This window comes from Hymenobacter coalescens, assembly GCF_054783195.1.
Map to the genome: position 1 here is coordinate 195,875 of NZ_BAAGRA010000016.1, position 24,858 is coordinate 220,732.

Here is a 24,858-nt window from a genome sequence, read left to right on the forward strand (position 1 = left end):
CGGCGCAGCCCGCAGCCGGCCTGGTGCCGGAGGCCGCGGCCCCGCCCAACCGTTGGGGCCCCGTTGGCCGCAAACAAAAAGGCGCGAAACCGGGTGGTTTCGCGCCTTTGCTGCGTGTGAGCTGGTGGAGCTTAAATCTTCTCGGGCAGCAGGGTGGCTTCCTCGTAGTTGCCGAGCACGGGCTGGGTCGGGTCGCCCTGCGTCACGGCTTCCACCAGCAGCTTGCCGCCCACGAAGGCGCCCTTCCACGACTCGCCCAGGCCGCCGAACACTTCCTCCCGGTCGCCGCGCGAGCGGAGCTTGTTGATGCCCATCTTGAAGGCACGCACTTCCTTGGCCGTGCGCTGGGCCCACTTCTCGTCGTCGGAGGCCAGCGCGCCCACCAGGGCGCCGTTCGAAATGTTCATTTCGCCCACCAGTTCCTCCACGCGGTCCACCAGCACGATGGAGTCGATGGGGCCGAAGGGTTCCTTGAAGTACAGCTCGCTCTGGCGCGGCAAATTCACCAGGGCGCGCGGCGCGCGGTAGGCCGACATGTCCTGGCCGGGCAAAAACAGCGAGTCGTCGAGCCGGCCCTCGTAAACGGGCGTGGCGCCGGTTTTCAGGGCGTCGGCGTAGAGGCGGTCGAGGTCCTCGGCCTGCCGGCGGTTGATGACCGGGCCGAAGGCCAGCTCCGGCAGCTTGTCGCCGGGGTCGTCCACGAGGGTGGGGTTGCCCACCTTCAGACCGCGAATGGCCTCCCAGTAGGTTTCCAGGAACTGCGGAAACAGGCGGCGCTCCACCACGAAGCGCACGTAGGCCGTGCAGCGCTGCTTGCCGTAGTCGTAGCCCTTCTGGAGCTGCTCGCCCAGCCCGCGCCAGTCGCTGAAATTCCAGATGCCGTAGGTGTTCACGCCTTCCATCTCCAGCATGTAGCGCTTGTGCACCGAGGCCAGCGCGTCGGCGATGTTGCGGCCGTTGTAGCGCCCGCCCACGAAGCTCAGGCAGTCGATGGCCTGGTCCTTCACCAGCACGTCGCTCAGCTCGCCGCCCGAGCCGCTCACCAGCGTCACGGGCAGGCCGCAGCGGCGGGCCAGCGCAAAGGTCACGCTCAGCGAGATGAAGCCGCCGTCGGTGGGCGTTTTGGCCACGGCCGCGTTGCCGCAGAGCACCTGCGTGAGCACCGCGTGCATGAGCACCGACATGGGGTAGTTCCAGGAGGCGATGTTCGACACGACGCCCAGCGGCTTGCGCGAGCCCAGCATGCCTTCGATGTGGTCGACGTACCACTGCACGCCGTCGATGCAGCGGTCAATGTCGGTGAAGCCCAGCTTGTAGGTTTTGCCGATTTCCCACATCAGCAGCTTGCCGATGAGCTCCACGTGGGTGCGCAGCTGGTCGAGGCAGTCTTGAACGCGGCGCTTCCGCTCATCCAGGTCTACCCGGCCCCAGTCGATGGCCTCCTGGCGGGCGGCCTGCACGGCGCGGCCGGCGGTGGCACGCTCCAGCATGGGCAAAGCGCCGAGCACCGAGCCGTCGATGGGCGAAACAAAGTCCTGGGGCTTGCCGGGCTCCTGCCAGCGGCCTTCCATCAGGTTGAGGTAGCGGCCGTCCTGGTCGAAGATTTCGGGAGTAACCTGCTTAACCTGCCGAATCAGCTCGGCAAACTCGACTTGCGGGGAAACGATTTTAGCCATGGAATGAAGGATGGGAGGCGACCCGGCGGCCGCCCGCGAAGAGGGGAAGTGTTGGCCACCGCCAAACCGGGCTTATACGCGGCGGCGTGGCCCGGCGGTGGCCGGCCGCACCGCCGCCGGGCGGCAGCAGTGGCCCGAAGAACGGGGAAAAAAACGGCGCTGCTAACCAGTGGCCCACAGGATTATGCCGGCAACGTTCCCGACATCGATTGCAGGAAAAGTAACATTCAGCGGCCCGGAGGCAATCAGCCTGGCCCAACCGGTGGGGGTTGGGCCGCCTGCCCGGCCGGCTGAAGTCCTATCAGCCGCCGCTGGTGCAAGCAACCGGCCGGGGCCTGAACCGGCACCGCCCCCGAAGCCGCAGCCGCTGGGAACGTTCCCGATAACGATTGCATAAAAAAAAGGCCCGGGCCGCGGCCGAACGGCTCATTTTAGGGTGACCTTGATTGCACTGAAGACGACTCCCACCTAAGTCGACCTCGTCCGTGAAGAGCTCATTCCCACCTCTTAATACTTCTCAGTACATGCGACAAGGTTTACTCCTCGGGGCGTTATGGGCCGTTACCTCGGCCACGCTCGCCCAAGCCCAACAAACCCGGCCGCTCACTGGCCGGGTGCTCGACGCCGGCTCCGGCGAAGGCCTGCCCGGCGTGACGGTGGTCGTGAAGAACTCCACCGTCGGCGCCTCCACCAACGAGAACGGCGAGTTCACGCTCAGCGTGCCCGAAGGCAGCGACGCGACGCTGGTGTTCAGCTACGTGGGCTACCTCACCGAAACGGTCAGCGCCGGCCGGCAGGGCAGCGTTACGGTGAAGCTGCGCACCGACCAGAAGGCCCTCGACGAAGTGGTGGTCATCGGCTACGGGGCAGTGAAGCGCAGCGACGTGACCGGCGCCATCGTGTCGGTGAAGGAGGAAGACCTGAAGAAGGTGCCGGTGGCCAACGTGATGGAGTCCTTGCAGGGCCGCCTGCCCGGCGTCGACATCACGCGCAGCAGCGGCTCGGCCTCCTCGGGCGTGAACATTACCGTGCGCGGCAACCGCTCCCTGACGGCCAACAACGGCCCGCTGTTCATTGTCGACGGCATTCAGTACAACTCCATTCAGGACATCAACCCCAACGACATTCAGTCGATGGAGGTGCTGAAGGACGCGGCGTCCACGGCCATTTACGGCTCGCGCGGTGCCAACGGGGTGATTATCGTGACCACCAAGAAGGGCGCCTCGGGCAAAACCACCCTCACGCTGAACACCTACGTGGGGCAGACGGAGGTGCAGTACTACCCCTACGTGAACGACGGGCCGGCCTACATCGCGCAGAAGCGCGAGGCCAACCGCGCCAGCGGCCTCTGGTCCAGCGTGGCCGACGACTCGAAGATCCTCACGCCGCTGCAGCTGGCCGCCATCCAGAACGGCACCTGGACGCGCTGGCCCGACGAGTTCCTGCGCAAGGGCCTGCAGCAGGAGCACCAGATCGGCCTGGCCGGCGGCGGCGAGAAAACCAAATTTTACCTCTCGGCCAACTACTACGGCGAACAGGGCATTTTCCGCATGGATAACCTGAAGCGCTACGCCACGCGCTTCAACCTGGAGCAGGCCGTGACCGGCAAAATCAAGGTCGGCATGCAAAACCAGCTGACCTACTACAACCAAAACAACCGCCGCGACCCGCTCAACATCGCCAACAAGATTGACCCGCTCGGCGCCGCCCGCGACGAGAACGGCCAAGTCATCGTGTTTCCCAACAACGGCAAGGACATCAACCCGCTGGCCGACGAGCTGGGCGACAACTACGAGAACAACACCCGCACCATGCGCACGTTCCTGACCGGCTACGTGAGCTACGACGTGCTGCCCAACCTGAACCTGCGCTCCAACGTGGGCCTGACGCTGGGCAACTCCCGCGTGGGTACCTTTTTCGGCTCCAACACCGTGGACCGCAACGGCAGCGTGCCGCTTACATCCTACGGCACGCAGATGGATACGAACTGGAGCTGGGAAAACATCCTGAACTACAACAAGACCTTCGGCGACCACAGCATCTCGGCCACGGGCGTCACCTCGCTGCTCACGTTCAAGACCGAACAGGCGCGGGCGCAGGGCGCCAACCAGCTGCTGAGCTTCCAGCAGTTCTACGCCTTGGGCAACGCCAACCAGCAGGTGGTTATCAACAGCGCCTACGTGGCCAGCAACCTCGTCTCGTTTACGGGCCGGGTGCAGTACGGCTACAAGGGCCGCTACTTGCTCACGCTGACCGGCCGCGAAGACGGCTCCAGCAAACTACCCGGCAACCCCTGGGCCTTCTTTCCCTCGGCCGCCGTGGCCTGGCGCCTCATCGACGAAAACTTCTTGAAGGGCGTCGCGGTGCTCTCCGACCTGAAGCTGCGCGCTTCCTACGGCCGGGCTGGCAACTACGACATTGCCGCCTACTCCTCGCAGACGCCGCTGAGCAAGGTGCCCTTCGCCTACGGCGAAACCTCGGCCCCGGGCTACACCCTGGGCGCCCGCCTCGGCAACGACAACCTGCAGTGGGAAACCTCGCGCACGGCCAACGTAGGCCTGGACTTCGGCCTGGTGCGCAACCGCCTCACCGGCAGCATCGACGTGTACGATACCTTCGCCGACAAGCTGCTCATCGATGCCTTCCTGCCTATGTCGTCGGGGCAGAGCTTCAGCACCCGCAACGTGGGCGAGACGCGCAACCGCGGCGTGGAAGTGGGCGTGAATGCGGCTCTTATAGACAACGGCACGCTGCGCTGGAACCTGGGCCTGACCTGGTTTACCAACAAGGAGGAAATCCTGGCCCTGAGCACCGGCGCCAACGACATCAACAACGGCTGGTTTATCGGGCAGCCCACGCGGGTATTCTACGACTACGAGAAGATTGGCATCTGGCAGACCGCGGAAGCCGACGAGGCCCGCAGCTACGGGCAGAAACCGGGGCAGATCAAGGTGCGGGACCAGAACGGCGACGGCAAAATATCGGCCGCGGACGACCGCATCATCGTCGGCTCGGCCCTGCCCAAGTGGAACGGCAGCCTGAGCAGCGACGTGAGCTACAAGGGCTTCGACCTCTCGTTTCAGTGGTTTGCCCGGGTCGGACAGATGATCAACTACGAGTACGACCAGATTTTCGACCCGCAGGGCATCGAAAACAGCTCGCAGCAGGATTACTGGACGCCCGAAAACCCCACCAACGCCTACCCGCGCCCCGACGCGTCGGTGTCGAAAGCCAGCATGCTGTACTTCAGCACCCTGGCCTACCGCGACGCTTCCTACGTGAAGCTGCGCGCCGCCACGCTGGGCTACAACCTGCCGGCGCCCTGGCTAAGCAAAATGGGCTTCGGCACGGCCCGCCTCTACGTGCAGGGCAAAAACCTGCTGGTGCTCAGCAAAATCAAGAACTACGACCCCGAGCGCGGGGCCGCCGCGGCCGCTTCCAACCCCGAGGCCACGGCCACCAGCTCCACCTCGACGCCCGCCGGGGCCCGCGTGGGCCTGGCGCCGCTGTCCAACCCCATTCCGCGGGTGCTGACCGTGGGCCTCAACCTCAGCTTTTAGCCACTCCTAGCCTGCACTGGTCATGAACACCACGACAAACAAACTGCTGCTGGGAGCGGGCACGCTGCTGGCCTTGCTTTCCACCGCCTGCAACAAGCAGCTGGAAGAATATAACCCCTCGGGCCTCACCGCCGAAGCCGTGTACACCACGCCGGCCGGCTTCGAAAGCCTCGTCAACGCCGCGTACTCCTACAACCGCTGGTGGTACGGCAAGGAAGACGGCTTCAGCGCCTCGGAGCTGGGCACCGACCTGTGGCTGCGCGGCGCCGGCGACGTGAACCCCGAGCTGACCGAGTACACCAGCAGCCTGCAGTCGTCTTCGCGGGCCCTGGAGGTGCTCTGGGGCAAGCTCTACGCCGCCGTGAACGTGTGCAACACCGGCCTGGATTACGTGGGCCGCTCGGGCCTGACGGACGCGCAGAAAAAAGTGCGCGAAGCCGAGCTGCGCATGCTGCGGGCCTTTTACTACTGGCACATCGTGGAAACCTGGGGCAGCGTGCACTTCACCACCGAGGCCACGAAGAGCGTGCAGACCACGGCCAACCGCACGCCGGTGGACCGCTTCTACCAGCAGATCATTGAGGACCTGGACTTCGCGGTGGCCAACCTGCCCAACTCCACTCCGGACTACGGCCGGGTCACCAAGCCGGCGGCCGAAGCCTTCCTGGCCAAGGTGCACCTGACCCGCGGCAACTACCAGCAGGCCGCCACGCTGGCCCAGCGCGTCATCAGCAGCTACAACTTCCAGCTGCAGCCGCGCTTCGCCGACCTCTGGACGATGACCAACCTGGAGAACCGCGAAATCATCTGGGCCGTCAACTACTCCAAGGACCTGAGCCTGAACGACCGCGTCGACGCCACCTTGTACCCCGACGGCCACCCGCGCGGCGGCAACAACGGCCACCTGCTGTGGATGATGAAGTACGACGACCAGCCGGGCATGATCCGCGACATTGCCAACGGCCGGCCGTTCAACCGCTACATGCCGTCGTTGTTCCTGCTCAACCTCTTCGACGAGACCCGCGACGCGCGCTACCAGGCCACGTTCAAGACGGTGTGGTTTGCCAATACCGCCGTGGCCGGCCGCCTGGCCGTGGGCGACACGGCCGTGTTTGCCACCAAGCGCGAAATTCCCAACGCGGTGGAGGCCACCAAAAACTACCGCACCTGGGACCTGAGCAAGGTGTACCGCGCCAACGGCACGGTGAGCGGCGACCGGCTGCACTACGTGTGCCTGCGCAAGTTTGACGACCCGACGCGCCCCACCATTGCCGAGGAGCAGAGCGCCCGCGACGCCTACCTCATCCGCCTCGCCGACGTGTACCTGCTGGCCGCCGAGGCCCAGTTGCGGCTGAACAACCCCGCCGGCGCCGCCACGCTCATCAACACGGTGCGCCGCCGCGCCGCCCTGCCGGGCAAGGAAGCTCAGATGGAAATTGCCGCCGGGCAGGTCACTCTGGACTTCATCCTCGACGAGCGGGCCCGGGAGCTGGCCGGCGAGCAGCACCGCTGGTTTGACCTGAAACGCACCGGCAAGCTGCTCGACCGGGTGCGCACCCACAACCCCGAGGCGGGGCCCAACATCCAGAGTCACCACGTGGTACGGCCCATTCCGCAGCGGCAGCTGGATGCCATCCTCAACAAAGCCGAATTCACGCAGAACCAAGGCTACCGCTAAATCCCTTTTCCCTCTGTCCGGCCTCCCCGCCGGGCAGAGGTTTTTTCCTTTTCCCCTTTTTGATGAAAGCATTCCTTTTCCTGCTTCCCCTGGCGCTGAGCGGCCTGCTGCTCACGGGCCCCGAAGCGGCCGCGCAGGTGCCCAACCTGCCCGCCGTGAAGACCACCTCGTTTCGCGCCGACACCCTTTCCATCCTCAAATACGGCGCCGTGGCCGACGGCCAGACGCTGAACACCGACGCCTTCCGCAAAGCCATCGACGCCTGCAACCAGGCCGGCGGCGGCGTGGTGCTGGTGCCCCGCGGCCTGTGGCTGACCGGCCCCATCGTGCTCCAGAACAACGTGAACCTGCACCTGGCCCAAGGCGCGCTGGTGCAGTTCTCCAGCAACCGCAACGACTACCCGCTGATCAAAACCAACTGGGAGGGCCTCGACGCGGTGCGCAACCTCTCGCCGCTCTACGGCGCCGACCTGGAAAACATTGCCATTACCGGCCAGGGCATCTTCGACGGGGCCGGCGACGCGTGGCGCCCGGTCAAGAAAAGCAAGCTCAGCGAGACGCAGTGGGACAAGCTGGTGGGCTCCGGCGGCGCCGTCAACGCCAAAAAGGATACTTGGTACCCCTCGCAGCAGTCGCTGCAGGCCTCGCTGACGGACAAGCCGGGCGTGCTGACAGCCCAGAAGCAGGATGTAAAGGACTTCACCGACGTGAAGGACTTCCTGCGGCCCAACATGCTCAGCCTGCAGCGTTGCAAGCGCGTGCTGCTGGAGGGCTTCACCATTCAGAACTCGCCGGCCTGGACCATTCACCCGCTGCTCTGCGACGACATTATTATCCGCAACGTGACGGCCAAAAACCCCTGGTACGGCCAGAACACCGACGCGCTGGACCTCGAATCGTGCCGCAACGGCATCGTGGAGGGCTGCACCTTCGACGTGGGCGACGACGGCATCTGCATCAAGTCGGGCCGCGACGAGCAGGGCCGCAAGCGCGGCGTGCCCACCGAAAACTTCATCTTCCGCAACTGCCGCGTGTACCACGCGCACGGCGGCTTCGTGATTGGCTCCGAAATGTCGGGCGGCGCGCGCAACCTGTACGTGCAGAACCTCACCTTCATGGGCACCGACGTGGGCCTGCGCTTCAAGACGGCCCGCGGCCGCGGCGGCGTAGTGGAGAACATCTTCGTCGACGGGGTGGACATGACCGACATTGCCGGCCAGGCCATCCTGTTCGACATGTACTACGCGGCCAAGGACCCGGTGCCGCTGAAGGGCGAATCGACGGCGCCGCCGGTGATGAAAGCCGAGCCGCTGGGCGAAGGCACGCCGCAGTTCCGCAACTTCCAGATCAAGAACGTGACCTGCAAGGGCGCCGAAACCGGCATTCTGGTGCGCGGCCTGCCGGAAATGGCCATCAAGGACATCAGCATCGAAAACGCCGTGCTGGAGTCGGAGAAGGGCCTGGTGTGCCAGGAAGCCGAGAACATCCGCCTCAAAAACGTGACGCTGCTCTCGAAGGAAACCCGCCCGGTGCTCGAAATCCAAAATTCGCGCGACATCACCCTCGACGGCATCCGCTACGCCAACAACGCGGAGGTGCTGCTGCGCGTGAGCGGCGACCGAACCAAGAACGTGAAGGTGCAAAACACCAACACCAAATCGGCCAAGAAAGACGTGGAAATGGGCGCTAACGTGCCCAAGAAAGCCGTGTCGATTTCCAAAAGCTAATTCCTCGGCGCCGGTTTGGCAACGAAGTTGCGTAACCGGCGCCGACACCCACGCAGGCCGTACGATGCCTGATCTGTCTGCCTGAGCCAAGCGAACCACAGAAAGGCGCAGCCAAGAACCCTGTCGCGTTGGGGCGTAACGGCCCGACGCTCGCCGTGCCGCGGTGACAAGGTCCTTTGGCTGCGCCGCGTACGCCAGCTTCAGGATGACCGGCGTTTGCAGATACTAGCCTTTTCCACCCTCATGAAGATAACCCTCCGCCTTCTTCCGCTGCTGAGCTTGCTGGCGCTGAGCCCCGCCGCCGAGGCGCAGCAGGCCCCGGCCCGGTCCATGTCGCAGCGCATGGCCGATTCCTTTATCGGCTGGCACCCCGACTCCATCCTGATCGGCAACCGCAAAACCGCCCGCTGGGACTACGAGCAGGGCCTGATGCTCAAGGCCCTGGAGCGCGTATGGCAGCGCACCGGCGACCCGAAGTACTTCACCTACATCCAGAAAGACCTCGACCAGTTCGTGCGCGAGGACGGCACCATCCGCACCTACAAGCTGGAGGACTACAACCTCGACAACCTCACCACCGGCCACGTGGTGCTCACGCTCAGTCAGATGTCGCTGGGCAGCTCGGCGGCGCAGCAGAAGTACGCGAAGGCGGCGCAGCTGCTGCGCAAGCAGCTCGACGGGCAGCCGCGCACCAAGGCCGGCGGCTTCTGGCACAAGAAGGTGTACCCGAACCAGATGTGGCTCGACGGCCTCTACATGGCCGAGCCCTTCTACGCCGAGTACAGCCGGGTCTTCAACCAGCCCGCCGGCTTCGACGACGTGGCCAAGCAGTTTGCGCTGATCGAGCAGCACCTGGTGGACCCCAAAACCGGCCTGATGTACCACGGCTACGATGAAAGCCGCGAGCAGCAGTGGGCCAACAAGCAAACGGGCCAGTCGCCGAACTTCTGGGACCGGGGTATGGGCTGGTACGCCATGGCCCTCGTGGACGTGCTCGACTACTTCCCGCAGAACCACCCGCAGCGCCCGCAGCTCGTCAAGTACGTGCAGCGCCTGGCGCCGGTGCTGGCCAAGTACCAGGACGCCAAAACGGGCACCTGGTCGCTGGTGGTGGACCAGGCCGCGCGCAAGGGCAACTACGCCGAGGCCTCGGGCAGCAGCATGTTCGTGTACTTCCTGCAGAAGGGCGTGCGGCTGGGTTACCTAGATAAAAAGTACGCCGACGTGGCCAAAAAGGGCTACGACGGCCTGCTGAAGACCTTCGTGGCCGAGGAAAGCGGCGCCCTGGCCTTCAACGGCACGGTGAGCGTGGGCGGCCTCGGCGGCAAGCCCTACCGCGACGGCAGCTTCGAGTATTACCTCTCCGAGCCGCTGCGCAAAAACGACCTGAAAGGGGTGGGGCCGTTCATCTTGGCCAGCCTGGAAATGGAAGTGGCCGCCGAGCAGGCCACCGGCAAGGGCAAGACCGTGGGCCTCGACAACTACTTCAACCACGAGCTGCGCAAGAACACGCTCAGCGGGCTGGAGGAAACCTGGCACTACACCTGGGACGACCGCACCCACGGCGGCTTCTACTTCTGGGGCAACCAGTTCCGCGACCTGGGCGCCAAGACCACCTACGTGCCCACGGCGCCCACCGCGGCCGCGCTGAAAGGCGTGGACGTGTACATCATCGTGGATCCGGACACGAAAAAGGAAACCGCCAAGCCCAACTACGTGCAGCCCGCCGACGTGAAGGCGCTGACCGAGTGGGTGAAGGGCGGCGGCGTGCTCGTGCTGATGGCCAACGACACCTCCAACTGCGAAATTCCGCGCTTCAACGGGCTGGCCAAGGCCTTCGGGTTGCAGTTTCAGCCGCTGAACCTGAACATGGTAAAGGGCAACCAGTTTGAGCAGGGCTTGGTGGAGCTGCCGGCCGGCAACGTGGTGTTCAAGAACGCCCGCGCGGCCTACATCAAGGAGCTGGCGCCGCTCACGGTGAGCAGCCCGGCCACCGCCCTCGTCCAGCAGGGGCCGAACGTCATCATGGCCACGGCCAAGCTCGGCAAGGGCACCGTCTTCGCCGTGGGCGACCCGTGGCTGTACAACGAGTACGTGGACGGCCGCAAGATTCCGGCGCAGTTCCAGAACTTCGCCGCGGCCAAAGACCTGGCTGCCTGGCTGCTGCAGCAGGCCAAGTAAAGCCGCCGGAGCCCGTTCAAATCCAAAACGGCGCCGTGACCCAGCTGGGTCACGGCGCCGCTTTTTTGGCGGTAGGAGTGGAGCCTACTCCACCACCCGCGTCGACTCGCGCACGACTAGGTGGGAGGGAATGACGATGGTCGCCGGCGGGGCGGCCTTGTGCTTCCGCTCGATCAGTTCGATAAGGCGCTCGGCGGCCATCTGCCCGATTTCCTGGGCCGGCTGCACCACCGTGCTCAGCGACGGGGAGAGCAGTTCGGCCACGTTCAGGTTGGTAAAGCCAATGATGGATACATCGTCCGGAATGGCCACTTTGCGCTGCTGCAGGGCCGCCAGCGCGCCCAGCGCGAGGCGGTCGGAGGCGGTGAAGAACGCGTCGGGGCGCGGCGACTGGGCCAGCAGATCATCGACCATGGCCGTGGCCTCGTCCGGGCCGAAGGTGCCGTAGCGCACCAGGTTCTCGTCGTACTCCAGCCCGTACTGCTCCAGGGCGGCGCGGTAGCCCGCCAGGCGCTCCTGCGTGATGGACATCCACGGCGGAATGGTCAGGTGAGCAATGCGCCGGCGCCCGGCCTTGATCAGGTGCTCGGTGGCGGCGAAGGCCCCGGCAAAGTTGTCGGCCACCACGCGGGTGGTGTTCAGCTCGTTCGACACGCGGTCGAACTGCACGATGGGCATGTTGCGGTCCAGCAGCTCGCGCAGGTGCTCCACGTCCGAGGTTTCGCTCGAGAGCGAAATCAGCAGCCCGTCGACCTTGCGCGACATGGCCTGCTGCACGTTGGCCACTTCCCGCTCGTACGACTCGTGCGTCTGGAAAATAATGACGTGGTAGCCGCGGTTGTAGGCAATGGCCTCGATGCCGTTGATGGCCTGCGAGAAGAAGTAGTTGGCTATCTGGGGCACGATGACGCCGATGGCCCGCGAGCTGCTGCCCTTGAGGCTGAGCGCAATGGGGTTGGGGCGATAGTTCAGGCGCTCGGCGTACTCCAGCACCAGCCGCTTGGTCTCGGGATTTATCTCGTAGCTGCCGCGCAACGCCCTCGACACCGTGGAGGTCGAGAGGTTCAGGGCGCGGGCAATGTCTTTGATGGTGACGGTATCCAAAGCGGGTGGGCTGGTGAAAGTGCAATTAATCGGGACGCGTAGTTAAGGCTTTTTTTTGGCTCCGAAACAGGAGAGTGCAGCAGAGTTGGGGTGCCGAACTATGGGGAATTGAACGAGTGCTCCAATTGGCAACGTTCCCGATAACGATTGCACAAATAAAGTCAGGAGCCGGTTTCGTTTTGTCTGAGAAGCTATGAAAATTAACAAACCAGCTCCGGCGAAACTGCTTCGTCGCCAAGGCTTTGGTCCCCGAAAAGTTACTAACCGCGCACTACATGGCCCACGCTCCCGAATGGTTTGACCTCACCGGCAAAGTCGCCCTCGTCACGGGCTGTAACAAAGGCATCGGGCAGGGCATGGCGCTCGGCCTGGCCGAAGCCGGCGCGGACATCATCGGCGTATCGGCCACCATGGCCCTGCAAGGCAGCGACACGGAGCAGCAGGTGCAGGCCCTGGGCCGCCGCTTCACCGCCTACCAGTGCGACTTCAGCCAGCGCGCCAAGGTCGACGCCTTTGTGGCGCAGGTCATGCGCGACTTCCCGCGCATCGACATTTTGGTGAACAACGCCGGCACCATCAAGCGCGCCCCGGCGGCCGAGCACTCGGATGAGCTGTGGGACGAAGTGCTGCAGATCAACCTCGACGCGCCGTTTCGCCTGGCCCGCGCCCTCGGCGGCCGCATGCTGGAGCAGGGCTCGGGCAAGATCATCTTCACGGCTTCGCTGCTCACCTTCCAGGGCGGCATCAACGTGCCGGGCTACGCGGCCAGCAAAGGCGCCATCGGCTCGGTGGTGAAGGCGCTGGCCAACGAGTGGGCCGGCCGCGGCGTGAACGTCAACGCCATTGCGCCCGGCTACATCGCCACCGACAACACCGAGGCCCTGCGCAACGACCCGGACCGCTCCACCAGCATCCTGGGCCGCATCCCGGCCGGCCGCTGGGGCACCCCCGCCGACTTCAAAGGCCCCACCGTGTTCCTGGCCTCCGCGGCCAGCGACTACGTGCACGGCACCATCCTCACCGTCGACGGCGGCTGGATGGGCCGCTAAGCTTTACTGAGGAATGAAGAAGGACCCAGGAGCACCACCCACATCCTGACCTTCGCACCATTCCTTCTTTCTCCCTCCTTCTTCCTTCTCCTGATGACCCAACGCTTTGCCGTTAGCCCCCGCGAAACCGCCCAGATGAACACCGACGCGCTGCGGGAGCATTTCCTGATTGAGCAGCTGTTCGTGGCCGGCGAGGTAACCCTGGTGTACACCCACTACGACCGCATGATTGTGGGCGCGGTGGTGCCGCAGGGCGCCGGGGCGCTGGCGTTGCCCAACCCCGGCGAGCTGAAAGCCAACTTCTTTCTGGAGCGCCGCGAGCTGGGCATCCTGAACGTGGGCACCGCCGGCCAGGTAACGGTGGACGGCACGGTGTACGAGCTGGGCCACCAGGACTGCTTGTACGTGGGCAAAGGCAGCCAGAACGTGCAGTTCGGCGGTGAGGGCGCCCGCTACTACGTGCTGTCGGCGCCGGCGCACAAGGAATACCCAACCACCCGCCGCACCCAGGCCGAAGCCACGCCGGTGGAGATGGGGGCGCTGGAAACCGCCAATCAACGCACCATCTACAAGTACATCTACTCGGAAGGCATTCAGAGCTGCCAGCTGGTGATGGGCCTCACGCAGCTGAAAACCGGCTCGGTGTGGAACACGATGCCCTCGCACACCCACACCCGCCGCATGGAAGCCTACCTGTACTTCAACCTGCCCGAAAACCAGCGGGTGCTGCACCTGATGGGCGAGCCGAGCGAAACGCGCCCCCTGTGGGTGTCGAACGAGCAGGCCATCCTCTCACCGCCCTGGTCCATCCACACCGGCTGCGGCTCCAGCGCCTACGCCTTCATCTGGGGCATGGCCGGCGAAAACCTCGAGTACACCGACATGGACCCGGTCAGCATCCACCAGCTGCGCTAGTTTCTTCTCAACCGCCTTCGATTCCCACATCGTTCTTCCCATGAAAAAACATCTATTACTGGCTGGGTCGCTGCTAAGCATAGCGGTGACGGCCAACGCCCAAGAGAGCCGACGCGTGACAGGCGTCGTGCGCTCGGCCAAGGGCGAAGAGCTGCCCGGCGTGACCGTGGTCGTGAAAGGCACCACCAACGGCGCCACCACCGACCCGGAGGGCCGCTTCAGCCTGAACGTGACCGGCAGCAACGTGGTGCTGCGCCTGAGCTACATCGGCTTCGAGCCGCAGGACGTGGAAGTGGGCAGCCGCTCGGACGTGACGGTGACCTTGCGGGAAGACGCCAAAGTACTCAGCGACGTGGTGGTTATCGGCTACCAGGAGGTGCAGCGCCGCGACGTGACCGGCTCCGTGTCGTCGGTCAGCGCCCAGCAGATCAAGGATATTCCCGTCAACTCCGCCGCCGAAGCCCTGACCGGGCGCCTGGCCGGCGTGCAGCTGACCTCGGCCGAAGGCTCGCCCGGCAACCAGAACGTGCAGGTGCGCGTGCGCGGCGGCGGCTCCATCACCCAGGACAACTCGCCGCTGTACGTGGTCGACGGCATTCAGATTGAGAATGCGCTGTCGGTTATCGCCCCGCAGGACATTGCCTCCGTCGACGTGCTGAAGGACGCCTCGGCCACGGCCATCTACGGCGCGCGCGGCGCCAACGGCGTTATCATCATCACCACCAAGAAGGGCATCGAAGGCAAGACGGTGGTGAGCTACAACGGCTTCGCCGGCTTCCGCAAGATTGCCAAGACGCTGGATGTGCTCGGCCCGGATGACTACCTCAACTACCAGTACGAGCGCACGCGCCTGATCGGCAACAGCCCCGGCGGCATCCCGACCTTCCGCAACCTGTTTGGCAGCGCCAACTTCAACAGCGACACGCTGCGGCGCGTCCGCCAGTCGCCCTTCATCGACTGGCAGGACGAAGCCTTCGGCCGCTCGGCGTTTCAGCAGACGCACAACGTGTCGGTGGCCGGCGGGGTGAAAGGCACCACGTACGCGCTGAGCCTGACGCGCAACACGGAAGACGGCATCCAGCGCGGCTCGGACTACGTGCGCAACCTGGTGAACTTCCGCTTCGACACGAAGGCCACGGAGAAGTTCCGCTTTGGCCTGAACGTGCGCTTCAACAACCAGGAAACGAACGGGGCGGGTACGTCGTCCGCGGGCTCGAACACGACCTCGCGCCTGCGCAACGCGGTGCAGTTCCAGCCCATGATGATTCCGCGCCCCGACGGCTCGTTTGAGGACATCTCGGCCTTCGACCCGGAGTACTTCGAGCAGTCGAACCTGACCAACCCGATTGTCACCATCGACAACGAGTTCCGCGAAGACAAGCGCCGCACCATCAACGTGGGCGGCAACGCGGCGCTGGAGCTGGCCAAGGGCCTGACCTTCCGCTCCACGGCCGGCTTCGACATCACCAACTTCGACCTGAGCACCTTCAACGGGCGTTACTCGCCCACGCTGCGCTCGGCCGCTGGCAGCTACGGCCTGCTGCCCTTCGCCACCATCACCACCACCACCCAGACCACGCTCAACAACTCGAACGTGCTGGACTACAGCCTGAAGAAGGAGCGGCATTCGCTGGGCCTGCTGCTGGGCCAGGAGGTGTACACGCAGCTGAACCGCCAGCAGTACATCCAGACCAACTACCTGCCGCAGGACATCACCGCCGAGCAGGCCTGGGCCAACATCAACCAGGGCGTGCTGCCGGCCGGCACCGCGGCGCAGCCGTTCCCGCCGACCACCAGCGTGCCGCAGAACTTCAAGCTGCTCTCGGGCTTCGGCCGCCTCACGTACTCCTTCGACGACAAGTACCTCTTCACCGGCACGTTCCGGGCCGACGGCTCGTCGAAGTTTGCCGAGGGCAACCGCCTGGGCTTCTTCCCCGGCGCTTCGTTCGCGTGGCGCATCTCCAAGGAAGGCTTCTTCGGGAACATCTCGGCCGTAAACGACCTGAAGCTGCGCCTGAGCTACGGCGAGGCCGGCAACAACCGCATCGGCGACTTCCAGTACCTGCAGCTGTTCCAGGCCGGCGGGGCCCCGTACTCGCTGAACAACACCATCGTGTACGGCTCGGCGGCCTCTAACCGCCTGCCCAACCCCGAGCTGGTCTGGGAATCGACGACCTCGCGCAACATCGGCGTGGACCTGGCCCTGTTCCAGAACCGGGTGCAGTTCTCGGCCGACGCCTACTACAACACCACCCACGACCTGCTGCTCGACAAGCCGGTGCCCGGCTTCCTGGGCTACGCCACCCAGCAGGTAAACGTGGGCTCGACCTCGAACCGCGGCATCGAAATGCAGCTGACGGGTACCGTGATTCAGAGCGGTAACTTCACCTGGACGGCCACGGCCAACGCTTCCATGAACCGCGGCAAGATTGAGAGCCTGGGCGGCGACCAGCAGGAAATCCTGGGCATCACCTCGGGCTGGGCCAACCAACCCTCGCTGGTGCCGGATTACGTGGCCCGCGTGGGCCAGCCGGTGGGCCAGATGTACGGCTACATCACCGACGGCTTCCTGACCGCCGACGACTTCGAGAGCTACACGCCCTCGACCACCGGCGGCCTGGGTACCTGGGTGCCCAAAGCTGGGCTGGTGAACAACCTGGGCCTGATCGGCGAAACGTCGTACCGGCCGGGCCTGCTGAAGTTCAAGGACCTGAACGGGGACGGCAAAATTGACTCGCAGGACCAGACGGTAATTGGCAACGCCAACCCCAAGGTGGTGGGCGGCCTGAACCAGCAGTTCAGCTACAAGGGCTTCGACGCGAGCGTGTTCCTGAACTTCGTGCTCGGCAACGACATCTACAACGCCAACAAGATCGAGTTTACCTCGAACACGGCCAACACGGCGTTCAGCAACCTGCTGGACATCATGGGCAACCGCTACCGCACCGTGGAAGCCGATGGCTCGCCCATCACGTCGCTGGAGCGCCTGCGCGAGGTCAACCAGAACGCGGACATCTGGACGCCCACCCGCAACTTCGCCCTGCACTCCTGGGCCATTGAAAGCGGCTCGTTCCTGCGCGTGAACAACGTGACCTTCGGCTACACCCTGCCCAAAGCCCTGACGGAGCGCGCCAAGGTGAGCAACCTGCGTTTCTACGTGACGCTCAACAACCTCTACACGTTCACCAAATACACGGGCTACGACCCGGAGGTGAACACGCGCCGCTCGTCGCCGCTGACCCCGGGCGTCGACTACGCCGCCTACCCGCGCAGCCGTGCCTTCCTCTTCGGCGTGAACCTCTCCCTGTAATTCCCACCCGATTCTGTCTTTCCTGCATATGAAATCGTTCAGCTTCTTTCGCGTGGCGCTGACCGCAGCCTCCCTGGTGGGTTCCGCCGGTGCGCTGTCGTCCTGCCGCGACTTTCTGGAAGTCGAGCCGCTCGGCCTGAACTCCGCGGAGTATACCTTCAGCACCGTCGACGGGGCCACCACCGCCATCATCGGCGCCTACGACCCGCTCTCGGGCGACAACGGCTACGGCACCCGCGTCAGCATGTACTACCCGTACGACAGCGACGAGATGATCGGCTCGGCCGGCCCGCCCGACCAGGCGCGCCGCAGCATTGCCCGCTACACGGCCCTGGCCACGAACTCGGAAATCACCAACCCCTGGAACCAGCTGTACCAGGGCGTGGAGCGCGCCAACATCTGCGTGAAGCGCATCCCGGAGTCCGAGATTTACAACAACGGCACGGCCGCCGACACGGCCGCCATGCACCGCCTGCACGGCGAAGCCCTCACGCTGCGCGCGCAGTACCTCTTCGAGCTGGTGCGCAACTGGGGCGACGTGCCCGCGCAGTTTACGCCCTCGGTGGCCGGCCAGGACTTCTTCCTGCCCAACGCCGACCGCCGGGCTACGCTTTCGCGCCTGATCGATGACCTGGCGCTGGCGGCGAAGCTGGTGCCGTGGCGCTCGAAGGTGGGCACGGCCAACGAGCGTATCACCAAGGGCGCCGTGAAAGCCCTGCGCGCCCGCATTGCACTGTACCGCGGCGGCTACAGCGCCAATTCCACCACCGGGGTGATGGAGCGTGCTTCCGATTACCTCGACTACTACCGCATTGCCCGGCTGGAGTGCCAACAGCTGATGGCCAACCGCACCGAGCACGACCTGACGCCGAGCTTCCTGGACCTGTTCAAGAGCATGAACGAGAAGCGCCCGGACGCCAAAAACGAAATCATGTTCCAGGTGGGCATGTCGACGGCCACCGGGGCTTCGGGCAGCAAGCTGGGCTACTACAACGGCCCGCGCCTGCGCAACTCGGCCGGCACGTACGGCTCCACGCAGGGCGCCGTGACCATCGCCCCGCCGTACTTCTACGCCTTCGACTCGACCGACACGCGCCGCGACGTGACCATCACGACCTACGAAATCGGCGCCAACAGCAACTTCCAGTCGGGTATTGCCCTGACCAACATCACCGACGGTAAGTGGCGCCGCGACTGGCACATTCCGCCGCTGACGGGCCAGAGCAACTACCTCGACTACAACTGGCCGCTGATCCGCTTCGCCGACGTGCTGCTGATGTTCGCCGAAACCGAGAACGAGCTGAACGGCCCGACGCTGGCGGCCAAGAACGCCCTGATGGAAGTGCGCACGCGCGGCTTCGGCGGCAACGCGGCCCGCGCCTCGGCCGGCCTCGACCTGAACTCCAAGACTAGCTTCTTCAACGCGCTGGCCAACGAGCGGTACCTGGAGTTCGGCGGCGAGGGCATCCGCAAGTACGATCTGCTGCGTTGGAACCTGTTCGAAACCAAGATTGCCGAGGTGAAGGCCAACATCGAGAAGATGGCCAAAAACCAGGCGCCTTACCAGAACATCCCGCAGTACATGTTCTACCGCACCCCGTCGGCCAGCCCGGTGCAGTGGGTCAACTCGTTCTACCGGCCTTCGCCGTACACGACCGCCCCGGCTGGCACCACGCGCGTGAACTGGCGCCAGGCCATCGACGCGGCGTACATCGCCAACACGAAGCCCGTCAACACGACCTACAGCCTGACCATCGGCACGACTACCACCACGGCGACGAGCACCGCCGCCGGTCTGGCCGCCGAATACCTGCCCGGCAAGGGCAAGGAGCTGCTGCCCATCCCGCAGGCGACGCTGGCGGCCGACCCGGCCCTGAAGCAAAACTTCGGTTACTAATGCCTACGCCCGAACACGCAACTCCGCTGTTCTGCGCCGGCCACGGGCTCCGCTGGGAGCCCGTGGCCGAGGGCGTGCGGCGGCAAGTGCTGGCCTACGGCCCCGAGCTGATGCTGGTGAAAGTGGCCTTCGAGGCCGGCGCCGTGGGCGCACAGCACCAGCACCCGCACGCGCAGACCAGCTACGTGGAAAGCGGCGAGTTTGCCTACACCATTGCCGGCGAAACGCGCGTGCTGCGGGCCGGCGACAGCTGCTTCGTGCCCGGCCATACGCTGCACGGCACCACCTGCCGGCAGGCCGGCGTGCTGCTGGATTCCTTTAGCCCCCTGCGGGCCGACTTTGTGTAAATACTCCCCGCGGGGAAAGACGAGATGCGAGAGATGATGCGACGTTGGCTTACCAAACTGGTACTCGGAGCGGGCTTTGCCCTGGTGACTTGCGCGGCCGCGGCCCAGCAAATCACCGTGGCCGCCGACGGCTCGGGCCAGTTTAAAACGGTCCAGGCGGCCATCAACAGCCTGCCGGACCGCGCCGACAAAGCGCGCGTCATCACCATCAAGAAGGGCGTTTACCGCGAGCAACTGTTTATCGACGGCAAGCAGAAGCTGACCCTGCGCGGCGCCGGCGAGGCGCAAACCAAGCTGCAGGTGGCGCTGGCCCGCGAGGCCGCCCGCTGCGCCGGCAACACCGACGACTGGGGCGTGGCCACCATCAACGTGCGCAACTCGCCCGACCTGACGCTGGAAAACCTGACCGTGGAGAACAGCTACGGCCTGAACGCCCCCGAGCAGACGGAAATCGACTGCTCGGCCGACCCCAGCGGCAAAAAGAAAATCAGCAAAACCGCCCACCAGATGGCGCTGCGCACCTTCGCCGGCTCGCCGCGCATGAAGTTTGTGCGCTGCACCTTCCGCGCCTACGGCGGCGACACCGTCAGCCCCTGGGACACCGAGGGCGGGCAGTTCTACTTCAAGGACTGCACGCTAGAGGGCGGCGTGGACTTCTACTGCCCGCGCGGCTGGGCCTACGCCGAAAACTGCCGCTTTATCTGCCGCGGCACCACGGCCGGCATCTGGCACGACGGCTCCGGCAACAAGGACTCGAAGACAGTGCTCAAGAACTGCTCCTTCGAAGGCGACAAGGGCTTCAAGCTCGGCCGCTACCACCGCGAGTCGCAGTTCTACCTCGTCGGCTGCAAGTTCAGCGCCGACATGGCCGACGCCGACATCTACCACGCCACTTCCGGTCCCGGCACCCCGCTGTGGGGCCGCCGCGTGTACTACGCCGACTGCCACCGCAAGGGCGGCGACTTTGCCTGGTTCAAGGACAACCTGAGCACGGCCGCGGGCGCGCCCACGGCCAAGCAGATCAACGCCGCCTGGACCTTCGGTGGCACCTGGGACCCGGTCACGGGCAAAGTAGGCGCTTCACCCGCCGGGACGACCGCCGCGGCCGCCGCGCCCGTCGCCAAGGATTCGGTGGCCGAGCGCATGCTGGTGTACCAGCGCGCCATCGGCGGCTGGCCCAAGGCGGTAGGGGAGAAGAAGGTAGACTACCAGCACGCGCTGACGGCCGCCGAGCGCGCCGCCACCCGCAAGGACGCTGGCCGCAAGGATGCCACCATCGACAACAACGCCACCACCCGCGAAATCACCTACCTGCTCGGGGCCTTCAAGAAAACCAACAACCCGGCTTACCGTCGCGCGGCCGAGCAGGGCATCCGCTACCTGCTGGTGATGCAGCACCAAAACGGCGGCTTCCCGCAGTTTTACCCCGACAGCTCCTCCTACCGCGCCCAGATTACCTACAACGACAACGCCATGGTGCGGGCGCTGAAGCTGCTCAAGAACGTGGCCGAAAAGCAAGGTGACTTCGCCCTGATCGACTTCGCGCTGGTGCCCCAGGCCGAGCAGGCCGTGCAGCGCGGCATCCGCTGCATCGTGCGCAGCCAGTACGTACAGAACGGCAAGCTCACCGGCTGGGGCGCCCAGCACGACCGCCGCACCCTGCTGCCCTGCAAGGCCCGCGCCTTCGAGGTGGCCTCGCTGAGCGGCTTCGAGACGGTGGGCATCGTGGAGTTCCTGATGAGCGTGCCTCAGCCCACGCCCGAAATCAAACAGTCCATCGAAGCCGCGGTGGCCTGGCTGAACGGGGTGAAGATGGAGGGTTTCGCGGTGAAGGACGTGGACGACGCTGCCCAGCCGACAGGTAAGGACAGGAAGGTGGTGGCGGAGCCTGGCTCTACTTTGTGGGCACGTTTCTACGACCTGGAAACCAACCAGCCCATCTACGTCGGGCGCGACGGGGTGAAGCACGCTTCCCTGGCCGAAATCGAGCATGAACGCCGCGTAGGCTACGCCTACGCCGGCACCTGGCCCGCCAAGCTGCTGGCCAAAGATTACCCCAAGTGGCAACACCAGTGGGCGAACGGAAAGAGCGGACTATAAGAGAATACCCCCATGAGCTACTTGTCTCGCAACATTGCGCTGGCCGAGGCCACGCCGGCCGTCGCACTGCCCGAAGCGGCGCACCTGGCCCTGCCCGAGAAGGTTCTGCAATTCGGTACCGGCGTGCTGCTGCGCGGCCTGCCCGACTACCTCATCGATAAAGCCAACCGCCAGGGCATCTTCAACGGCCGCGTGGTGGTCGTGAAGTCCACCGACGGCGGCGACATCAACGCCTTCAGCCGCCAGAACGGGCTGTACACGCTCTGCATTCGCGGCATCGAAGACGGCCAGCGGGTGGAGGAAAATGTGGTCAGCTCGGCCATCAGCCGCGTGCTGTCGGCCAAAAGCCAGTGGGCCGAGGTGCTGCGCTTCGCTCAGTCGCCCGACCTGCAGGTGGTCATCAGCAACACCACCGAAGTGGGCATCCAACTCGTAGCCGACGACGTGCGGCAGTCGCCGCCCGTGTCGTTTCCCGGCAAGCTGCTGGCCGTGCTCTACGTGCGCTGGAAAGCCTTCAAGGGCGACCGGAGCAAGGGCCTGGTCATCGTGCCGACGGAGCTGATTCCCGACAACGGCTCGAAGCTGGAAGCCATCCTGCTGGAGCTGGCCCACCGCAACGAGCTGGAAGCCGACTTCATCGACTGGCTGGAAACGGCCAACACCTGCTGCAATTCCCTGGTCGACCGCATCGTGCCGGGCCGCCCCGACGTGGGCGCCTACAATGCCCTGACCGAGGAACTGGGCTACGACGACGACCTGCTCACCATGTCGGAGGTCTACCGCCTGTGGGCCATCGAGGGCGACGAGAAAGTGCGCGCGGTGCTCTCCTTCGAGCAGGCCGACCGGGGCGTCATCATCCAGCCCGACATCAACCAGTTCCGCGAGCTGAAGCTGCGCCTGCTCAACGGCACGCACACCCTCGGCTGCGGCCTGGCCTTCCTGAGCGGCTTCGAGACGGTGCGCGGCGCCATGGACGACGACGTGCTCGGTGCCTTCCTCTCGCGCCTGATGCTGGACGACCTGCGCGCCGGCATTCCCTACCAAGTCGACGACGAGGTGGCGCGCGCGTTTGGCCGGCAGGTGCTGGACCGCTTCCGCAACCCCTACATCGAGCACCGCTGGCTGGCCATCACGCTGAACTACTCGGCCAAGATGCAGATGCGCAACGTGGCCACGCTGGTGCAGTACTTCGAGCGAAACCACCGCGTGCCGCAGTGCGCGGCGCTGGGCTTCGCGGCCTACCTGCTCTTCATGCGCGGCACCCACCAGCAGGACCACACGTGGTACGGCGAGCTGGGCGGGGAGCCCTACGCCATTCAGGACGAGAAGGCGGGCTACTTCGCCGAGCTCTGGCAGCGCCTCGCGCCGACCGAGCTGACCAACACCGTGCTGCACAACCAGGCGCTGTGGAACCACGACCTGGCTGTGCTGCCGGGCTTTGCCGCCGCCGTGGCCGGCTACCTGCAGCAGATGCTCGACCAGGGCGTGTACGCCACCGTAGCCAGCCACCTGAACACCCAGGTTCCCGCCTAGTCCTTCGGGGACCTTTCCTCTCCAAGATGAAACACTTAGTAGCCAAAATCCACCCCCACGACAACGTACTGGTGGCCCTGCAGGACCTGCCGGCCGGCACGACGATTCCGTGGGAGGACAGCGCCATCAAGACCGTGGCCGCCATTCCGGCCAAGCACAAGCTGGCCCTGCAGGACTTTCAGCCCGGCGACTCCGTGACCATGTACGGGGTGCTGGTGGGCAAAGTCCGCGAAGCCATTCCGCTCGGCGGCCTGCTGACCACCGCCAACATCCAGCACGCCACCAACAGCTACGACGAGCAGGGCGCGCACCGCGCCTCCTGGCCCGTGCCGAACGTGGAAAAGTGGCAGGACCGCACCTTCATGGGCTTTCACCGCCCCGACGGCCGCGTGGGCACGGCCAACTATTGGCTGGTGATTCCGCTGGTGTTCTGCGAAAACCGCAACATCCAGGTGCTGGAAGAAGCCCTGGTGCACGACCTGGGCTACGGCCGCCGCAAAAGCTACCAGCCCCAGACGCAGGAGCTGATTCAGCTGATGCAGGCTGGCAAGACGGTGGAGGAAATCCTGCAGGCCGACCTGCAGACGGCCCTCGACGGGCAGCAGAAGCCCCGCCTGTTCCCGAACGTGGACGGCGTACGCTTCCTCACCCACGAAGGCGGTTGCGGCGGCATCCGGCAGGACGCGCAAACGCTCTGCGGCCTGCTCGCCGGCTACATCACCCACCCGAACGTGGCCGGTGCCACCGTGCTCAGCCTGGGCTGCCAGAACGCGCAGGTGTCGATGCTGCAGGACGAAATCAACAAGCGCAGCCCGCAGTTCTACAAGCCGCTCTATATTCTGGAGCAGCAGAAAATCGGGACGGAAGAGGCCCTGGTGAGCACCGCGCTGCGCCAGACCTTTGCCGGGCTGATGCAGGCCAACGCCCAGCACCGCCAGCCGGCCCCGCTCAGCAAGCTGTGCATCGGGCTGGAGTGCGGCGGTTCCGACGGCTTCTCGGGCATCTCGGCCAACCCGGCCGTGGGCCACGTGTCCGACCTGCTGGTGGCCCTGGGCGGCTCGGTTATCCTGGCCGAATTTCCCGAGCTGTGCGGCGTGGAGCAGGAACTGGTGGACCGCGCCGTGGAGCCGGCCATTGCCGAGCGCTTCAGCTCGCTGATGAAAGCCTACGGCGACTCGGCCGTGGCCGTGGGCTCGGGCTTCGACATGAACCCGTCGCCGGGCAACATCCGCGACGGCCTGATTACCGACGCCATGAAATCGGCCGGGGCGGCCCGCAAAGGCGGCTCCTCGCCGGTGGTCGACGTGCTCGATTACCCCGAGCTGGTGACCAAGCCCGGCCTGAACCTGCTGTGCACGCCCGGCAACGACGTGGAATCGACGACGGCGGAAGTGGGCTCGGGCGCCACGGTGGTGCTCTTCACCACCGGCTTGGGCACGCCCACCGGCAACCCCATTGCCCCGGTGGTGAAGATTTCGACCAACACCCCGCTGGCCCGGCGCATGCCCGACATCATCGACCTCAACACCGGCACCATCATCGACGGGGAGGAAACCATCGAGCAGGCCGGGGAGCGGATTCTGGAATACGTCATCCGCGTGGCCAGCGGCGAGGAAGTCGCCGCCGTGCGCCACGGGCAAACCGACTTTATTCCGTGGAAACGCGGCGTGAGCCTATAAAAGAGTTGTCAGGAGTCGGTTGTCCGTTGCCAGGCGCGAAAAGCCTGATGGCGGGCAGCCTCCTCCTTCGATTTCCCCGACTGACAACTGACAACCTACAAC

Annotated in this window: 14 protein-coding genes; 12 read left to right on the forward strand and 2 right to left on the reverse strand. The window is 65.2% G+C overall.

Annotated elements, in window-relative coordinates; genetic code table 11:
• Positions 1 to 131: 131 nt before the first annotated feature.
• Positions 132 to 1,676 (reverse strand): aldehyde dehydrogenase family protein, encoded by a 1,545-nt coding sequence (locus ACYVKQ_RS12275; RefSeq protein ID WP_460675630.1) that lies wholly within the window; start codon positions 1,674 to 1,676, stop codon positions 132 to 134.
• Between the two features lie 524 nt (positions 1,677 to 2,200).
• Between ACYVKQ_RS12275 and ACYVKQ_RS12280 the strand changes: the two genes are divergently transcribed.
• The 4 genes from ACYVKQ_RS12280 to ACYVKQ_RS12295 all read left to right on the forward strand — a co-directional run bounded on the left by ACYVKQ_RS12280 (position 2,201) and on the right by ACYVKQ_RS12295 (position 10,822).
• Entirely contained in the window at positions 2,201 to 5,236 is a 3,036-nt protein-coding gene (locus tag ACYVKQ_RS12280) for a SusC/RagA family TonB-linked outer membrane protein (RefSeq protein ID WP_460675631.1), read from the forward strand.
• 22 nt (positions 5,237 to 5,258) lie between these two features.
• A complete protein-coding gene (locus ACYVKQ_RS12285; RefSeq protein ID WP_460675632.1) occupies positions 5,259 to 6,914 on the forward strand; it encodes a RagB/SusD family nutrient uptake outer membrane protein in 1,656 nt (551 codons plus the stop codon).
• A gap of 62 nt (positions 6,915 to 6,976) precedes the next feature.
• Positions 6,977 to 8,641, forward strand: a complete 1,665-nt coding sequence (locus ACYVKQ_RS12290) for a glycoside hydrolase family 28 protein (protein WP_460675633.1) — start codon at positions 6,977 to 6,979, stop codon at positions 8,639 to 8,641.
• A gap of 243 nt (positions 8,642 to 8,884) precedes the next feature.
• Entirely contained in the window at positions 8,885 to 10,822 is a 1,938-nt protein-coding gene (locus ACYVKQ_RS12295) for a glycoside hydrolase family 88 protein (RefSeq protein WP_460675634.1), read from the forward strand.
• An 84-nt stretch (positions 10,823 to 10,906) separates the two neighbouring features.
• On the opposite strand, the gene ACYVKQ_RS12300 is transcribed toward ACYVKQ_RS12295, so the two are convergent.
• Positions 10,907 to 11,926, reverse strand: a complete 1,020-nt coding sequence (locus ACYVKQ_RS12300; protein WP_460675635.1) for a LacI family DNA-binding transcriptional regulator — start codon at positions 11,924 to 11,926, stop codon at positions 10,907 to 10,909.
• Positions 11,927 to 12,201: 275 nt separating this feature from the next.
• On the opposite strand from ACYVKQ_RS12300, the gene kduD reads away from it, so the two are divergent.
• The 8 genes from kduD to ACYVKQ_RS12340 all read left to right on the forward strand — a co-directional run bounded on the left by kduD (position 12,202) and on the right by ACYVKQ_RS12340 (position 24,756).
• Positions 12,202 to 12,975: a 2-dehydro-3-deoxy-D-gluconate 5-dehydrogenase KduD gene (kduD, locus tag ACYVKQ_RS12305; RefSeq protein ID WP_460675636.1), complete on the forward strand. Its 774-nt coding sequence runs from the start codon at positions 12,202 to 12,204 to the stop codon at positions 12,973 to 12,975.
• A gap of 93 nt (positions 12,976 to 13,068) precedes the next feature.
• The gene (gene kduI / locus ACYVKQ_RS12310; protein ID WP_460675637.1) at positions 13,069 to 13,890 is read left to right on the forward strand and encodes a 5-dehydro-4-deoxy-D-glucuronate isomerase; all 822 of its coding nucleotides are present in this window, start codon (positions 13,069 to 13,071) and stop codon (positions 13,888 to 13,890) included.
• A 40-nt stretch (positions 13,891 to 13,930) separates the two neighbouring features.
• Positions 13,931 to 17,200, forward strand: a complete 3,270-nt coding sequence (locus ACYVKQ_RS12315) for a SusC/RagA family TonB-linked outer membrane protein (protein WP_460675638.1) — start codon at positions 13,931 to 13,933, stop codon at positions 17,198 to 17,200.
• Between the two features lie 28 nt (positions 17,201 to 17,228).
• Entirely contained in the window at positions 17,229 to 19,097 is a 1,869-nt protein-coding gene (locus tag ACYVKQ_RS12320) for a RagB/SusD family nutrient uptake outer membrane protein (protein WP_460675639.1), read from the forward strand.
• Positions 19,097 to 19,444 carry a cupin domain-containing protein gene (locus ACYVKQ_RS12325; protein WP_460675640.1) on the forward strand — a complete coding sequence of 116 codons (348 nt, stop codon included), beginning with the start codon at positions 19,097 to 19,099 and terminating at the stop codon, positions 19,442 to 19,444. The genes ACYVKQ_RS12320 and ACYVKQ_RS12325 overlap by 1 nt, the downstream gene beginning before the upstream one ends.
• Positions 19,445 to 19,477: 33 nt before the next feature.
• On the forward strand, positions 19,478 to 21,544 hold the full coding sequence (gene pelA / locus ACYVKQ_RS12330; RefSeq protein ID WP_460675641.1) for a pectate lyase: 2,067 nt from the start codon (positions 19,478 to 19,480) through the stop codon (positions 21,542 to 21,544).
• A gap of 12 nt (positions 21,545 to 21,556) precedes the next feature.
• On the forward strand, positions 21,557 to 23,077 hold the full coding sequence (locus ACYVKQ_RS12335) for a tagaturonate reductase (protein ID WP_460675642.1): 1,521 nt from the start codon (positions 21,557 to 21,559) through the stop codon (positions 23,075 to 23,077).
• Between the two features lie 26 nt (positions 23,078 to 23,103).
• Positions 23,104 to 24,756 (forward strand): UxaA family hydrolase, encoded by a 1,653-nt coding sequence (locus tag ACYVKQ_RS12340; protein WP_460675643.1) that lies wholly within the window; start codon positions 23,104 to 23,106, stop codon positions 24,754 to 24,756.
• The last annotated feature ends 102 nt before the right edge of the window (positions 24,757 to 24,858 follow it).

Excerpts from the sequence above, each read along its gene's own strand:
- ACYVKQ_RS12335 (WP_460675642.1), top strand. The coding sequence starts at position 21,557 with ATGAGCTACTTGTCTCGCAACATTGCGCTGGCCGAGGCCACGCCGGCC.
- ACYVKQ_RS12290 (WP_460675633.1), top strand. The coding sequence starts at position 6,977 with ATGAAAGCATTCCTTTTCCTGCTTCCCCTGGCGCTGAGCGGCCTGCTG.
- pelA (WP_460675641.1), top strand. The coding sequence starts at position 19,478 with ATGATGCGACGTTGGCTTACCAAACTGGTACTCGGAGCGGGCTTTGCC.
- ACYVKQ_RS12295 (WP_460675634.1), top strand. The coding sequence starts at position 8,885 with ATGAAGATAACCCTCCGCCTTCTTCCGCTGCTGAGCTTGCTGGCGCTG.
- ACYVKQ_RS12275 (WP_460675630.1), bottom strand. The coding sequence starts at position 1,676 with ATGGCTAAAATCGTTTCCCCGCAAGTCGAGTTTGCCGAGCTGATTCGG.
- kduD (WP_460675636.1), top strand. The coding sequence starts at position 12,202 with ATGGCCCACGCTCCCGAATGGTTTGACCTCACCGGCAAAGTCGCCCTC.
- ACYVKQ_RS12325 (WP_460675640.1), top strand. The coding sequence starts at position 19,097 with ATGCCTACGCCCGAACACGCAACTCCGCTGTTCTGCGCCGGCCACGGG.
- ACYVKQ_RS12315 (WP_460675638.1), top strand. The coding sequence starts at position 13,931 with ATGAAAAAACATCTATTACTGGCTGGGTCGCTGCTAAGCATAGCGGTG.
- ACYVKQ_RS12340 (WP_460675643.1), top strand. The coding sequence starts at position 23,104 with ATGAAACACTTAGTAGCCAAAATCCACCCCCACGACAACGTACTGGTG.
- kduI (WP_460675637.1), top strand. The coding sequence starts at position 13,069 with ATGACCCAACGCTTTGCCGTTAGCCCCCGCGAAACCGCCCAGATGAAC.
- ACYVKQ_RS12320 (WP_460675639.1), top strand. The coding sequence starts at position 17,229 with ATGAAATCGTTCAGCTTCTTTCGCGTGGCGCTGACCGCAGCCTCCCTG.
- ACYVKQ_RS12285 (WP_460675632.1), top strand. The coding sequence starts at position 5,259 with ATGAACACCACGACAAACAAACTGCTGCTGGGAGCGGGCACGCTGCTG.
- ACYVKQ_RS12280 (WP_460675631.1), top strand. The coding sequence starts at position 2,201 with ATGCGACAAGGTTTACTCCTCGGGGCGTTATGGGCCGTTACCTCGGCC.